The sequence below is a fragment of the Faecalibacterium butyricigenerans genome, assembly GCF_020687345.1.
In the GTDB taxonomy this organism is placed as follows: domain Bacteria; phylum Bacillota; class Clostridia; order Oscillospirales; family Ruminococcaceae; genus Faecalibacterium; species Faecalibacterium butyricigenerans.
Genome location: NZ_JAJEQL010000009.1, coordinates 15,454 through 29,304, shown reverse-complemented (window position 1 = coordinate 29,304; position 13,851 = coordinate 15,454). Strand labels below are relative to the sequence as shown.

Here is a 13,851-nt window from a genome sequence, read left to right as displayed (position 1 = left end):
AGTAGTCTCTCTCCTCCTGTGTCAAGTCTGCGGGGTCTTGACGGTGGCGTTCGTTTCCAGTGCGAGGTAATAGCGGTGGCCGTCACTCTTCTCGCCCGTCATTGTAAAGGCTATGGCTTCCAGTTTTGTTCCGGGCTCCAGAATAGTAAACTCTACCATATCGCATCGCTTCATACTCTCCGCCTGCGTCAGCGCGCTCTGGCCCGGCTTCACTTCTCCATACCAAAGCCAAACACAGCCTGTCTCCAGATAGTCTCCCAATTCATTTTTAATGATGTTGCGTGCATCCTCGGTCAGCCCACCATTTCTATCATCCAGCCAGTCCGGCAGGAACTGCTGTGCGATGACCTCGAGCTTTTTGTCCAGCGTCTCGTCCTTCTGATAGTCACCCCCTTGTTGTTTCATTAGGGAGCGGAAGCACTCTTCCACCTGCTTGGCTTTGGAGCTGCTGTCCGAGCAGCCGGTGAGCAGGGCCAGCACCATCACGCCCGCGAGGGCAAGGGCTAAAAGTTTCGTTCGCTTCATGGTCGTTACCTCCATTCGTGCGGTGTGTTTCGGTAATTCTATTATAACTTGCCCCGCCGCCTCCCGCAAGTGCGATTCACGCAGGTTTCAGGCCCTTTCGCGCAGGTTTGGGGGTGAAAAGGCTCCCCTTTTGGGGCAACGGCGGCTCTCGGGCGACGGCCTTGCCCTCTCCGTCATTGCTTCGCAATGCCACCTCTCCCATAGGGAGAGGCTTTCGCCCACGGGCAGGCGGAATGTGTTCGTTTCTGTTTCTTTTCGTCGAAAAGTATGCTATACTGGTCTTGCGGCCTTGCCCGCCGACATTGTTCGGAAGGGAGGTGTTGCCTGATGGTATACGTTTATACGTTTGTGCTGTCTGTCGCAGCGAATGTAGCATCTTACTACATCTGCAAGTGGCTTGACGGATGGCTGAAGGGCCGCAAGCACTAAAAAGGCCCCCCTTTCGGAGATAGCAGCTCCGAGAGGGGGTCTTTTCTTTTGGTGTTGCCCGATGGGTAATTTATACGTTTGCTATCTTTATTATACGCCCTTCCCCGCAAAAGTCAAGCGGTGCGCGGAAAGTTTACAGACCGGAAGGGCCTGCCCTCTGTAGCAGGGCACTACTGTTTCCGAAAAAATCAGACTTTGCTCGTCCCGCGTGGGCCTGACCGGCCTGCTAATGGCCCCCCACTCAGGCCAACACAAGCACCACCAAGCAGTAGTCTTTCTCCCCGACGGTCTTATGGCAGACCCCGACGCGCATCTTTGTGTAGGCCGTAATCGACACCCCCTGATAAAAGACCGGGAGCGACGGGGCTTTCCCCTGCACGAACCGCTCCGACTGGGCATAGGCGCTCTCTCCGGTCGCGTCGAAGGCGAAGAAGTACACGGTGCTGCGCTCTTCATACGCCTTCAGGCTGTCCTTCAGAAAGACTTCCACCGTCCGGCCATCCTTCGTGAGGGCGTCCCGTTCGAGACCTGTCCCGGCCTCGTTGAGCCAGCCCGGAGCGAACGCAGACCGTACCGCACCGCTCAGCTCGGGGACGCTGTAGGAGACCTCCTTCACATTGGGGTGACTGCGCTTCATGATGTCCGCGACGTTCTCCGCGATGCGCCTGTCCTCCGTCTTTCCGCCGGAGCACCCCGTCAGCATGGCCAGCGCCATCACGCCCGCGAGGGCGAGGGCCAAAAGTTTCGTTCGCTTCATGGTCGTTACCTCCATTCGTGCGGTGTGTTTCGGTAATTCTATTATAACCGGCCCTGCCGCCCCCCGCAAGTGCGATTCACGCAGGTTTCAGGCCCTTTCGCGCAGGTTTGGGGGTGAAAAGGCTCCCAGAGGCTCACGGGCAGGCCCGTCTTTGCTAAACCTTTCCGTCATCGCTGCGGCTCACGGTCAGGCTCTCCTTCGTACAACCTCTCAGGCGCTTCGCGCCAGCTCCCCTTGTAGGGGAGCCTCTGGCGAAGAGGTGAAGCTTTGCGGTATGCCAAGGCCTCTCCTACAAGGAGAGGTGGCATTGCGCAGCAATGACGGAGAGGTTGGATAAAGGTGAGGCTACCCATGAGCGAAAGACGCAAAAAAACCGCCACCGGGCAGGGTGACGGTTTTCACATTGAAAATCTAATCTCTTGAACCGGGCTGACCGCTTGTCGCAGCGCCCTTTCTATTATTAGTATAACAACTCTCCCTCCCGATGTCAAGTCGGGAGGGATTTTTTCTGTCACAGCGACCCATTCTCAAACGCATCCCCCACGGCCTTCTGCAAGGCGTCGATGGAGATGGTGCAGAGGGCCGCGAGGTCGGGGTCGGAGCCGTCGGCGGGGATGGACGCCGCCTCGGCCTCGGTCTTGCCCTTGAGGTAGCTGCAATAGCCCGCGCTGTGCTCGTACCACTCTTTGCCGAGGGCGGAGGCGCCCCGCATCCCGTAGCCGTCGCCCAGCTCCAGCTTGGTGCGGACGGCCTCCGGCGCGGTGATGCCGCCGTCGGCGGCCACGGTGAGGGCAGGCTCGGCCATGTCGCCGATGGCGCTGGTGATGCGGCCATCGGCGTCCAGCGTCAGGGCCGCGAAGGTCAGCTCCACCTCGGCGTTCAGGTCCTTATCGTCGGTGGCGGTGACGTCCGAGGAGGCGTTCTCCGCCGCCACGCCGAGGCTCACCCGGTCGCCCTTGGCCCCGCCGAGGGGGGCGGCGCTGGCGCAGGCCTTCGCCACGGCGTCCCGGTACTTGTCCACCCGGATGGTGCAGCCGGAGAGCAGGTCGGGGTCGGCGGCCCTGCCGTCCTTGTCCGTTTCCAGCCGGGCGGCCTGCTGGGGCGTCAGGCCGGTGAGGTAGTCGGCGAAGGCGTCGGCCTGCTCGGCCCAGCCCTTTTTCAGGGAGGACGCCGCCGCCAGCGGGTAGTCGTCCCCTTTCTGGCGCTTGGTGCGGTAGTCGGTGGGCATGGTGACGGCCCCCTTGCCGTCGGCGGACAGCTCCACCTCCAGCTCGTCCAGCATCACGTCGGCCACCTTCCCCTCCCCGTCCAGCAGGACGGCGGCGGCGATGGTGTGGATGGTGCCGGTGCGGCCCTCGTCCGAGGTCTCGGTGAGGACGCCGAGGCCGGTCTGCCAGCCGGAGGTCTGGGTGGTGACGGCGCTGCCGGTGGAGCCGGACGAGCTGCTCATGCTCCCCGGGCGGCTGCCCCCGCGGCAGCCAGCCAGCAGCACAGCCGCCGCAGCGGCCCAGCTCAGGAGGGCTTGTTGTCTGTGTGTCATACGCGATACGCTCCCTTTCATCTCTTTGGGAGCAGTATGCCCCGCCCCGCGGGGGTTCATGCACGGGCAGGCCCGAGCCACGCAGGTTATCTGGCCAAGTTCCAAAATATCATCGTACCAACGCCGTAAAACGAACTTGGTCATGCTGGCCAACTTCAAGCCCAAAGACCAAGTTGGAATTTGGTCAGCAAAAGCAACTTGGCCACATTGGCCAACATCAAAAATATTACTTATATACGTTATTATATTGGAACTTGGTCATCTAATTTACTACAGTATGATGAGAAAGAATACCACGAGTTCGTTCCATCCTTTTGTCGGATGACTCGTTTGACCACTTCGCCGCTCTTCACCAGCTCACCATAAGCACGATTGTATGTCTTCTCGCTGCACCCCGTCTCCTTGACCACCTCGGCCCGGAGCTGGGTGTTGGGCATACTGCCCAGCTTTGCCTCGGCCAGCACGTCGAGGATGGCCTGGGCGGCGTCGGCCTTGGTCTGGGCGACGCGGACGCGGCGCTCCTCCACGAAGTCGGCGTCCTTCTTGTCGGTGCGGCTGTCAAAGACGGCCACCGCCGTGGTCACGCCCTCCACCTGCGTCTGCTCGATGTGGAGCAGAGCCGTGCGGGCCGGGGCGGCGTAGCTGCTCTTCTCGTGGCTGAGGTAGAGCTGGCCGCTGTTCTTGTCCCGGCCCATCATGAGGACGCTGCGGGCGATGTCCCAGATGTCCGAGCTGTCGGCGAGGCGGGCGCGGCCCGAGACGTTGGAGCGCTTGTTGGTGTGCATGGCGATGAGGGCTGCGCAGCCCAGCCGCGCGCAGAGGGCCTTGAGGGGCAGCAGGGCGGCCCGCATCTGGTTGCGGCTGACCATCTCCACCCCCGCAGGCAGAAAGCTCTGGAGCGGGTCGATGAGGACGAGGGCGGGGGCGGCGCTCTCGATGTACTTGGCGAAGCTCTTGTCCGGGATGCACAGGGGGTTGCCGGTGCGGGAGAAGTAGGCGTCGCTGGTCTGCACCATCACCCGGCTCATGTCGGCCCCCGCCGCCATCAGGCGGGCTTTGAGCACCTTGGAGGGGTCGTCCTCCCCGGCGAAGATGAGCACCCGGCCGGTCTGTCCGGGGGGCTGGGGGAAGAAGCCGGAGGTCTTTCCCGCCGTGACGTAGGCCACCAGCTGGGCCTGCCAGATGCCCTTTCCGGTGCCGCCGTCGGCCCCCAGCAGGGACACCTCGCCCTGCGGCAGCAGCCCCTCCACCAGCCAGCTCACGTCCCGGACGGGGATGTCGTCGAGGCACTTTGGGATGTAGAGGAAGGGCGAAGAGAGGCGGCGGCGGCGCGCCCGCTCCCGGGCGGCCTCGGCCTTTTCGCGGTAGGCGGCGTAGTCCTCGCCGATGCGGCTCTGGAACGCCTCGCGGCCCGCGGCCTCCGCCTCGGCCCGGCTCGTGGTCATCCAGTGCTCGACTTTGAAGGTGAGGCCCTGCCAGAAGCCCAGCTCCTTGGCCCGCGCCTCCACCAGCTGGGGGCGGAAGCAGACGTCCTCGGGGCAGTTCTGCCCCACGAACCAGTAGGTCAGCGGGGAGAACAGCTCCTCCTCGGTGCGCACCGTGCCGAGGTAGGCCACGAAGTCCTCGTAGCTGCCCGGGGCGCGCTCGGTCTTTTTTTCCTGCATAGAATTGCTCCTTTCGTGTTGTTTTGTTGCTCCAATTATAACCACGAAAGGTTGTGCCGTCAAGGAAAGCTTTCCGCGCTTTTTTGCACGGAAAAGTGGGGATGAGGGGTTCGTTTGTGTTCCTTTTCGTCGAAAAGTGTATTATACTGGTCTTGCGGCCTTGCCCGCCGACTTCAATCGGAGGGGAGGTGTTGCCCAATGGAGTTTGTTTTTACTTTTGCGCTGTCTGTCGCAGCAAATGTAGCGTCTTACTACATCTGCAAGTGGCTTGACGGATGGCTGAAGGGCCGCAAGCACTAAAAAGGACCCCCTTTCGGAGATTGCAGCTCCGAGAGGGGGTCTTTTCTTTTGGTGTTGCCTGATGACGTATTTATTTCCACATCCGTCATCTTTAGTATATGCGCTTCTCCGCAAAAGTCAAGCGCTGCACGGAAAGTTTACAGAGCGGACCGACTTGCCAGTGGCTCCCCCTTTGGGGGAGCTGGCGCGAAGCGCCTGAGAGGGCAAGGATGCTGCCGGAAAATCACAAACACAGCGATAGTATCGCTCTGACGGAGGGCCTGCTTATCGCTGCGCGGCGGCTCTCGGGAGACGGGCTAGCCCTCTCCGTCATTGCTTCGCAATGCCACCTCTCCCATAGGGAGAGGCTTTCGCCCGCGGGCAGGCGGAATGTGTTCGTTCGTGTTCCTTTTCGTCGAAAAGTGTGTTATACTGGTGTTGCGGTTCACCCCGTAATCCTTTACGGGAGGGGGTGAAACAATGGACTATCTTATTACACTTTTAGTATCTGTCGCAGCAGATGTTGTGTCTCACTTCATTTGCAAATGGCTTGACAAGTACGACAAGAACCGCAAAGCCTAAAAAGGAAAGCCCCCTTGGAGTTGCAGCTCCGAGGGGGCTTTTCCATTGGGGGTGAAGCCAATGGACTATCTTTACACTTTCTGTTTTTATTATATGCGATTCCCCGCAAAAGTCAAGCGCTGCACGGAAAGTTTACAGAGCTGACCGGTTTGCCAAAGGCTCCCCCTTTGGGGGAGCTGGCGAGCGGAGCGAGACTGAGAGGGCAAGGATGCTGACGGAGAATCATAAGCGCGGCGATAGTATCGCTCTGACGGAGGGCCTGCTTATCGCTGCGCAGCGGCTCTCGGGAGACGAGCTTGCCCTCTCCGTCACCTTCGGTGACACCTCTCCCAAAGGGAGAGGCTTTCGCCATACCGCAAGGCTCCTGAGAGGGCTACATCAGCGGACTCAGCAGCCGCAGCACGGTATCCAGCAGCGTGCCCGGGAGGGAGGTGCGGCAGTCGGCCAGATGCACCTCGCGGCAGGCGGGCAGGGTGCGGAGGACGTCGTCCCGGAGGACGGCGATCTGGCTGTTGTAGAGCAGCAGCGCCCCGCACTCGAAGTGGAGGTAGAGGCTGCGGTAGTCCATGTTGATGCTGCCCACTACGGCGGCGCGGTCGTCGCTGACGTAGCACTTGGCGTGGAGGAAGCCGGGGCTGAACTCGTAGATGCGCACCCCGGCCCGCAGCAGGGGCAGATAGTACGACCGGGTGAGCCGGTAGACCAGCTTCTTGTCCGGGATGCCGGGCAGCACCAGCCGGACGTCCACCCCCCGCTTGGCCGCCGACTTGAGGGCCTCCAGCATGGTCTCCCCCACCGCGAAATAGGGGGTGTAGATATAGACGTACCGCTGGGCCTGATGGATGATATTCAGATAGACCGTCTCGGCCAGCGCCTCCTCGTCGAGGGGGCTGTCGCCGTAGGGCTGCACCACTCCGTCCGACCGGTCGGGCAGGGCCTCGGGCCGGGGCGCGAAGGGGGTGTAGTCCGTCTCGCTGGGGCGGAAGGCGTTCCAGTGCTCGAGGAACATCACCGTAAAGTTCCACACCGCCGCGCCCTCGGTGCGCAGGGCCGCGTCCTTCCAGTAGCCGAACCGCTCCTCGGCGTTGATATACTCGTCCGCGAGGTTGATGCCCCCGGTGTAGGCCACGCTGCCGTCCACCACCACGATCTTCCGGTGGTCGCGGTGGTTCATGACCAGCGACACCAGCGGCACCACGGGGTTGAAGGGGATGCACCGGATGTGCGCCCGCTCCATCCGCACCACGAAGTCCGACGGCAGGCCCAAGAGGCTGCCGAAATCGTCGTAGATGAGCCGGACGTCCACCCCCTCGGCGGCCTTGCGGACGAGGATGTCCTCCACCCCGCCCCACATCCTGCCGGTGCGGACGATGAAGAACTCCAGGAAGATGAACCGCTCCGCCCTCTCGAGGTCGGCCAGAAGGTCGGGGTACATCTCCTCGCCGCAGGGGTAGTATTTCGCCGTGGTGTCCTTCCACGCGGGGTAAGGGCCGTAGTCGGCGATATAGCGGCACAGCCCCCGGCTGGCGGGGTCGAGGGCCTCGGTCTGGCCCGGCTGCTGGGCGAGGTCGGCGGTGTGCTGGCGCTCCACCGCCTGCATCCGCTGGCGCATCCGCTTGGCGGGGGCCTTGTTGCCAAAGGCCAGATAGAGCGCCCCGCCCAGCAGGGGCATCAGCCCGATGAGGACGAGCCAGATGATCTTGTAGTCGCTGTTCTCGTCCTTCCGCACGAGGTAGAGGGTGATGAAGAGGCTGAGGACGTTCAGCCCCGCATTCACCCACACCTTTCCGGCCGTGAGGGAGAAGAAGGCCCAGAGCAGCCAGCCGATCTGCAGCAAAACAAAGGCCACTGTGACCATGGCCCTGTTGATGACACGATTGAAGAACCGGACGACCGGCAGCCGAAAGAACATCTGCGCCTCCCCTGCTGCCCTGCGGCAGCATTTTTATGGGAATAGTATAGCGCAGAGATGCGGAGATTTCAAGCGCACCGTCAAAGGCTCCCCCTTTGGGGGAGCTGGCGCAGAGCGCCTGAGAGGGCAAGGATGCTGACGGAGAATCATAAGCGCGGCGATAGTATCGCTCTGACGGAGGGCCTGCTTATCGCTGTGCGGCGGCTCTCGGGAGACGGGCTTGCCCTCTCCGTCATTGCTTTGCAATGCCACCTCTCCCAAAGGGAGAGGCTTTATATCAGGCGTCTGCGTCCTCGAAGCCCACCATGAGACCGCCCAGCTCGGCGTAGTAGCTACACAGGCCGCCGCACTCGGTCACGCGCACCTGCGCCCCCTCAAAGACCGCCTTTACCATATGCATCAGGCGCTCGGCGGCGGCGGGGTTGCCGCAGTGGGCGATGACCACCTTGCCGTGGGCGTAGCCGTGGCTCTTCAGCTCCAGCACGAGGCGCTCCAGTGCGCCGTGCTCGCCCCGGGTCTTGCACAGAACGTCCAGCTCGCCCACATCGCTGGCCTTGCCGATGACCCGGATGTTGAGCATCCGCGCCACAGCGGCCACGGCGGGCTTCACCCGGCCATTGCGGGCCAGATTTGCCAGCGATTCCAGCGAGAAGAGCAGGTGGGTGTGGCGGCGGTAGCGCAGCATCTCCTCGCAGACGTCGTCAAACGCCATCCCCTCGGCCAGCAGGTCGCGGATGTGCTCGGCCAGCAGCACCAGCTCCGGCCCTGCGGAGAGGCTGTCCAGCACAAAGACCTTTGCCTCCGGGTGCTCGGCCTGATACTCCTCGGCGGCCAGCTGGGCGGCGTTGCAGCTGCCCGACAGGGTGCCGGTGATGGTGATGGCGTAGACCTCGTCCGCACCCTCGTAGGCCTCCAGCCAGTCGCTGATGTTGGGGCAGGAGGTGCTGGTCTTGCCCTTGTAGGTCCGCAGGGTGGTCGCCATCTCCACGGCGTCCAGCGTGCCGTCGTCGAGATATTCCCGCTCGTCGGTCACGATCTTGAGGGGGACGGTAGCAAAATCTACGCCGTCCAGCTGATACAGGCTGGCAGAAGAGTCCACAACGATTCGTTTCATCTCATCTATCTCCATTCCGGCGGGTGTCCGCCGCATTTTTTACGTTCGATGAGTCCACTATATCAGTTTTTCAAAACCCTGTCAAGTGATTCGTAAAATTCTTTACAAGTCCTTCATAAACGGTTGACCCGGAGGTGAAAATGCGCTATACTACCAGCATGGATCAGGAAATGAAACGCCGTGTCACGGCCTGCGCCGCCGGCTTCAGCCTCCCGCGCTATCGGGAGCTGCCCGCCGTGGGCCTCTATCTCGACCAGACCGTACAGCTGGTCAACAGCTGCTTCCGGGGCTTCCCCGGGGTGGAGCTTACCCCCTCGATGGTGAGCAATTATGTCAAGAAAGGAGTCATCTCCCACCCCGTCAAAAAGAAGTATTCCCGCGAGCAGCTGGCCGCTCTCCTCTACATCGTGCTGTCCAAGAACGTCCTCTCGCTGGAAAACATCGAGATGCTGTTCCGGATGCAGCGCGCCCACTGCACCGCCGCCGAGGCCTACGACTCCTTCTGCGACGAGGTGGAGAACTGCCTGCCCTTCATCTTCGGGGCCAGCTCCTCCATCCGCGACCTCGACCCCGACGCCAACGACGAAAAGCGGCTGCTGCGGGGCACCATCGTCGCGGCGGTGAATAAAATGTACCTCGACTGCTGCTTCGTCGCCATGCGGCAGGAGCAGGCCCTCTGGCCGGGGATACTGGGGGATCTGGAGTAGCCCTCTCAGTCTCGCTCCGCTCGCCAAGGCCGGGTTGCGGCATCGCGCAAGCGATGACGGAGAGGTTATCTTCGCTCCGGCTCACGGTCAGCCGTGACGGAGAGGTTATTCAGCAAAAAAGCACCCACCCTCCCGTTTCACGGGAAAGGATGGGTGCTTCTGTTTTATCCAGTCCTTAGACCTTACGCCTCCTGCAGCTCCCCACGGCTGGCGGCCTTGAGGTAGGCGAAGATGAAGCCGTCGAGGTCGCCGTCCATGACAGCGTCCACGTTGCCGGTCTCGTAGTTGGTGCGGTGGTCCTTGACCATGGTGTAGGGCATAAAGACGTAGGAGCGGATCTGGTGGCCCCATGCGATCTCGTTCTGGACGCCCTTGATGTCGTCGATCTTGTCCATATGCTGCTGCTTGGCGATCTGGTAGAGCTTTGCCTTCAGCATCTCCATAGCGTAGTCGCGGTTCTGGAACTGGCTGCGCTGGGTCTGGCAGCTGACCACGATGCCGGTGGGCTTATGGATGAGTCGGACGGCGGAGGAGGTCTTGTTGATGTGCTGGCCGCCTGCGCCGGAGGAGCGGTAGACCTGCATCTCGATGTCCTCGGGGCGGATGTCCACCTGAATGGTGTTGTCCAGCTCGGGCATGACCTCCAGCGAGGCAAAGCTGGTCTGACGGCGGGCGTTGGCGTCGAAGGGCGAGACGCGCACCAGACGGTGGACGCCGTTCTCGCTCTTGAGCAGGCCGTAGGCGTTGGCGCCCTTGACCATCATGGAAGCGCTCTTCATGCCGGCCTCGTCGCCGTCCTGATAGTCCAGCACCTCCACGGTCATGCCGTGGGCCTGCGCCCACTTGTTGTACATCCGGTAGAGCATCTCGGCCCAGTCCTGCGCCTCGGTGCCGCCGGTACCGGCGTGGAAGGTCAGGATGGCGTTGCTGTGGTCGTACTCGCCGTTCAGCATGGTCATCAGCTGCAGCTCGTCCACCGCCTTGCCCACTGCGTTGACGGCCTCCTCGGCCTCGGGCACCATCTCGGGGTCGTACTCCTCGTCCAGCATGACCAGCATGGTCTCGGCGTCGTCGTAGAGGCCCTGCAGCTTCTCAAAGCGGTTCAGCTTGCCCTTCAGGTCGCCGACCTCGTCGAAGACTTTCTTGCTCAGCTCCGCGTCGTCGTAGAAGCCGGGGCGGGACATGGTGTGCTCCAGCTCCTGCACGCGCTTGCGGGAGGCGTCGATGGCCAGCGCCTCTTCCAGGTCTTTCACAGCCTTGCCGTAGTCGGCCAGCTGTACTTTCAGTTCGTCCGTGGTGATCATCGTTTTATTCCTCTCGTCTCAATCTTTTGGGAGCATCTCTGGCAGTAGCTCTCTCCGTCAAAGGCTCCCCCTTTGGGGGAGCTGTCACCGAAGGTGACTGAGAGGGCAAGGACGCCGACGCGGACTTGCAGGCGCGGCAACAGCATCGCTCTGACAGAGGGCCTGCTTATCGCTGCATGGCAGCTCTGTCCTGCCGGGCTTGCCCTCTCCGTCATTGCTCCGCAATGCCACCTCTCCCAAAGGGAGAGGCTTTCCGGCGGGGGCGCTCCCAAAAGATACAGTTTATACACAGATACTTCATTAGTATACCCAGAATCCATGATAAAGTAAAGAGGAAAAAATGCCATCGTGCTGGAAATTTGAAGATTTCTGGCTTTTCTTTTCTCTCTTTTGAGTGTATAATACTGATAACTACCATAATCATTGGAGGATGTTATGCCAAAATACTATGGCTGTCCGTGTGAGGGCTGCGGCGAGCCGCTCACCCTTCAGGATGACATCGTGGTCTGCCCCGACTGCGGCGCGCCCTATCACCGCACCTGCTATGAGAAGCTGGGCCAGTGCATCCACCGCCCCGCCCATGCCGCCGGTTACGAGTGGAAGTTCCCCTACGAGGAGAGCCAGCTCCGCACCTGCCCGGCCTGCGGCGAGCGCACCCTGCGGGATGCAGAAAAATGCCGCTGCTGCGGCGCAGTGCTCCCCCCCGAGGAGCAGGAGCCGTCCCCTGTCTCCGACACCACGGAGGACAGCTTCGACTACTCCCGGATGTACCGCCAGTTCGGCGGCGCAGCCGACCCCGAGAAGGAGTTCTTCGAGGAGGCCTTCGGCAAAGAGGCCCGGATGGACGGCATCGCCCGGCAGGACTGGCTGGACTACATCGGCCCCGCCGCCCCCGCCTATCTGGCGGCCTACAGCCGGATGCAGCTGCAAAAGAGCAAGATCTCCATGAGCTTCTCGGCGCTGCTGTTCGGGCCGTTCTATTTCTTCTACCGCAAGGCGTGGAAGCCGGCCTTCGGCTTCCTTGCCGCCGAGATGCTGCTGGCGGCCCCCACCTTCATCGAGATGCTCCAGCTCTCGGGCAGCAGCTTCGCCCCGGCCCTCAGCGCCTCGGCCCTGACGGTCCTTGCCCGGGTCTGCTCCCTTCTCAGCTTCCTGCTGATGCTGGTGCGGGGGATGTACGGCAAATGGCTCTACCGCCGCAGCGCGGCCAGCCGCATCCGCCGCATCCAGTCCGAGTTCCCCGACGCCCGCCAGCGGCAGGCTGTCCTCCGCGCACAGGGCGGCGTCAGCTTCGGGGCGGTCTTTCTCTGCATCCTGCTCCTGACCCTCGGCGGCAGCCTCTTTACCCTGCTGCTCGGCCCCGACCTGCAGGCCCTGCTCAACGCTTTTTACGGCTGATCGCACCCAGCTGTAAAACTATTATCGTGAAGGAGTTTGAATCATGAAAAAAGTCACCAAGGCAGTCATCCCCGCTGCGGGCCTCGGCACCCGCGTCCTGCCCGCCACCAAGGCCATGCCCAAGGGGATGCTCCCCCTCGTGGACAAGCCCGCCATCCAGTATCTGGTGGAGGAGGCCGTCCGCTCCGGCATCACCGACATCCTCATCATCGTGAGCCGGAATCAGGGCATCATTCAGGACCACTTCGACCGCAGCCCCGAGCTGGAAGCAAAGCTGGCCGTCCCCGGCAAAGAGAAGATGCTGGAGGAGTGCCTCGGCATCTCGAATCTGGCCAACATCTTCTTCGTCCGCCAGCACCAGACCCTCGGCCTCGGCCACGCCGTCAGCATGGCCAAGCCCTTCACCGGCGACGACCCCTTCGTGGTCATCTACGGTGACGACGTCATCTGGGGCGAGGACCCGGTCTGCGCCCAGCTCATCCGCGCCTACGAGGAGTTCGGCCGCCCGGTCGCGGGCGTGTCTGCCGTGCCATGGGCCGACGTGAGCCGCTATTGCAGCCTCAAGACCACCCCCATCCACGACAACTACTTCTTCGTGGACGACATGATCGAGAAGCCCAAGAAGGGGCAGGAGTTCAGCAACTACTCCATCCTTGGCCGCGTCCTGCTGACGCCCGAGATCTACGACATCCTCGCCCAGACCAAGCCCGGCGCAGGCGGCGAGATCCAGCTGACCGACGCCATGGCCGAGTATGCCCGCAGCCACGGCGGCATGACGGCGGTGGAGTTCACCGGCAAGCACTACGACATGGGCAACAAGCTCAAGGTCGTGGAGGCGCAGGTGGAGCTGGCCCTGCAGCACCCCGAGATCGGTGAGGCCTTCCGCGCCTACCTGAAGGAGTTCTGCAAGACGCTGTAAGCGACCAAAGAAAGCGAAAGCGTCCGGCATCTCACACGAGGTGCCGGACGCTTTTTTGCTGTATCTTTTTGTCATATCGTATGTTATAATAGTCTTGCGGTCTGACTCCGCCCATTTTATTGGGAAGGGGGTGAGGCGAAATGGATATTCTTATTACCTTTATGCTGTCCGTCGCAGCGAATGTAGCATCTTACTACATCTGCAAGTGGCTTGACGGATGGTTCTCGGGCCGTAAGCACTAACAAAAGAAGGACCCCCTTGGAGGAACCAGCTCCGAGGGGGTTCTTTCTTCTTTGTGAGACGAAATGGATCGCTCTACAATTACCTTTACATCTTTATTATATGCGATTCTGCGGAAAAGTCAAGCCGCCCCGCAAAAAAAGCGCCCCTGCCTTGTCATCGGCGGGGGCGCTTTGCTGATCGCTGATTATTTTGATTGGGTTGATAAGTTCAGATTAGTCGCTGACGTAGGGCATCAGGGCAACGTGACGAGCACGCTTGATGGCCACGGTCAGGGCGCGCTGATGGAAAGCGCAGGTGCCGGTCACACGGCGGGGGATGATCTTTGCACGCTCAGAAACGTACTTACGCAGACGGGGCACGTCCTTGTAATCGATGGTGTCGATGCGATCGACACAGAAGCTGCAAACCTTCTTGCGGCCGCGGCGGATGGGGCGCGCGGGGCGAGAGCCTTCGGTTCTTTCAAAAGCCATTGCTTATT

General features: G+C 61.6%; 11 protein-coding genes. 3 read left to right on the top strand and 8 right to left on the bottom strand.

Annotated features, from left to right (window positions below; all coding sequences use genetic code 11):
- Positions 1-21: 21 nt before the first annotated feature.
- From LKD23_RS05245 to LKD23_RS05220, 6 genes are all read right to left on the bottom strand, one after another.
- Positions 22-525: a hypothetical protein gene (locus tag LKD23_RS05245; RefSeq protein ID WP_227620745.1), complete on the bottom strand. Its 504-nt coding sequence runs from the start codon at positions 523-525 to the stop codon at positions 22-24.
- Between the two features lie 670 nt (positions 526-1,195).
- Positions 1,196-1,711: a hypothetical protein gene (locus LKD23_RS05240; RefSeq protein ID WP_227620744.1), complete on the bottom strand. Its 516-nt coding sequence runs from the start codon at positions 1,709-1,711 to the stop codon at positions 1,196-1,198.
- A gap of 511 nt (positions 1,712-2,222) precedes the next feature.
- Positions 2,223-3,251: a hypothetical protein gene (locus tag LKD23_RS05235; protein WP_227620743.1), complete on the bottom strand. Its 1,029-nt coding sequence runs from the start codon at positions 3,249-3,251 to the stop codon at positions 2,223-2,225.
- 242 nt (positions 3,252-3,493) lie between these two features.
- Positions 3,494-4,915, bottom strand: a complete 1,422-nt coding sequence (locus LKD23_RS05230; RefSeq protein ID WP_227620742.1) for an AAA family ATPase — start codon at positions 4,913-4,915, stop codon at positions 3,494-3,496.
- 1,234 nt (positions 4,916-6,149) lie between these two features.
- Positions 6,150-7,688, bottom strand: a complete 1,539-nt coding sequence (gene cls / locus LKD23_RS05225; protein WP_227620741.1) for a cardiolipin synthase — start codon at positions 7,686-7,688, stop codon at positions 6,150-6,152.
- Positions 7,689-7,965: 277 nt separating this feature from the next.
- Entirely contained in the window at positions 7,966-8,802 is an 837-nt protein-coding gene (locus LKD23_RS05220; protein ID WP_227620740.1) for a DegV family protein, read from the bottom strand.
- 140 nt (positions 8,803-8,942) lie between these two features.
- On the opposite strand from LKD23_RS05220, the gene LKD23_RS05215 reads away from it, so the two are divergent.
- Positions 8,943-9,509, top strand: coding sequence for a DUF1836 domain-containing protein (locus LKD23_RS05215; protein ID WP_227620739.1), 567 nt, complete (start codon positions 8,943-8,945; stop codon positions 9,507-9,509).
- A 182-nt stretch (positions 9,510-9,691) separates the two neighbouring features.
- On the opposite strand, the gene prfB is transcribed toward LKD23_RS05215, so the two are convergent.
- Positions 9,692-10,813, bottom strand: a complete 1,122-nt coding sequence (prfB, locus tag LKD23_RS05210; protein WP_227620738.1) for a peptide chain release factor 2 — start codon at positions 10,811-10,813, stop codon at positions 9,692-9,694.
- 435 nt (positions 10,814-11,248) lie between these two features.
- Between prfB and LKD23_RS05205 the strand changes: the two genes are divergently transcribed.
- Both LKD23_RS05205 and LKD23_RS05200 read left to right on the top strand, forming a co-directional pair.
- Entirely contained in the window at positions 11,249-12,211 is a 963-nt protein-coding gene (locus LKD23_RS05205; RefSeq protein ID WP_227620737.1) for an RING finger protein, read from the top strand.
- Between the two features lie 43 nt (positions 12,212-12,254).
- The gene (locus LKD23_RS05200; protein WP_227620736.1) at positions 12,255-13,130 is read left to right on the top strand and encodes a UTP--glucose-1-phosphate uridylyltransferase; all 876 of its coding nucleotides are present in this window, start codon (positions 12,255-12,257) and stop codon (positions 13,128-13,130) included.
- Between the two features lie 455 nt (positions 13,131-13,585).
- On the opposite strand, the gene rpsR is transcribed toward LKD23_RS05200, so the two are convergent.
- The gene (rpsR, locus tag LKD23_RS05195) at positions 13,586-13,843 is read right to left on the bottom strand and encodes a 30S ribosomal protein S18 (protein WP_227620735.1); all 258 of its coding nucleotides are present in this window, start codon (positions 13,841-13,843) and stop codon (positions 13,586-13,588) included.
- Positions 13,844-13,851: the final 8 nt, after the last annotated feature.

What these genes read in the sequence shown, in the direction of transcription:
- LKD23_RS05240 (WP_227620744.1), bottom strand. Translation starts at nt 1,711, where the DNA reads ATGAAGCGAACGAAACTTTTGGCCCTCGCCCTCGCGGGCGTGATGGCG.
- LKD23_RS05205 (WP_227620737.1), top strand. Translation starts at nt 11,249, where the DNA reads ATGCCAAAATACTATGGCTGTCCGTGTGAGGGCTGCGGCGAGCCGCTC.
- LKD23_RS05230 (WP_227620742.1), bottom strand. Translation starts at nt 4,915, where the DNA reads ATGCAGGAAAAAAAGACCGAGCGCGCCCCGGGCAGCTACGAGGACTTC.
- LKD23_RS05245 (WP_227620745.1), bottom strand. Translation starts at nt 525, where the DNA reads ATGAAGCGAACGAAACTTTTAGCCCTTGCCCTCGCGGGCGTGATGGTG.
- prfB (WP_227620738.1), bottom strand. Translation starts at nt 10,813, where the DNA reads ATGATCACCACGGACGAACTGAAAGTACAGCTGGCCGACTACGGCAAG.
- cls (WP_227620741.1), bottom strand. Translation starts at nt 7,688, where the DNA reads ATGTTCTTTCGGCTGCCGGTCGTCCGGTTCTTCAATCGTGTCATCAAC.
- LKD23_RS05235 (WP_227620743.1), bottom strand. Translation starts at nt 3,251, where the DNA reads ATGACACACAGACAACAAGCCCTCCTGAGCTGGGCCGCTGCGGCGGCT.
- rpsR (WP_227620735.1), bottom strand. Translation starts at nt 13,843, where the DNA reads ATGGCTTTTGAAAGAACCGAAGGCTCTCGCCCCGCGCGCCCCATCCGC.
- LKD23_RS05200 (WP_227620736.1), top strand. Translation starts at nt 12,255, where the DNA reads ATGAAAAAAGTCACCAAGGCAGTCATCCCCGCTGCGGGCCTCGGCACC.
- LKD23_RS05215 (WP_227620739.1), top strand. Translation starts at nt 8,943, where the DNA reads ATGCGCTATACTACCAGCATGGATCAGGAAATGAAACGCCGTGTCACG.
- LKD23_RS05220 (WP_227620740.1), bottom strand. Translation starts at nt 8,802, where the DNA reads ATGAAACGAATCGTTGTGGACTCTTCTGCCAGCCTGTATCAGCTGGAC.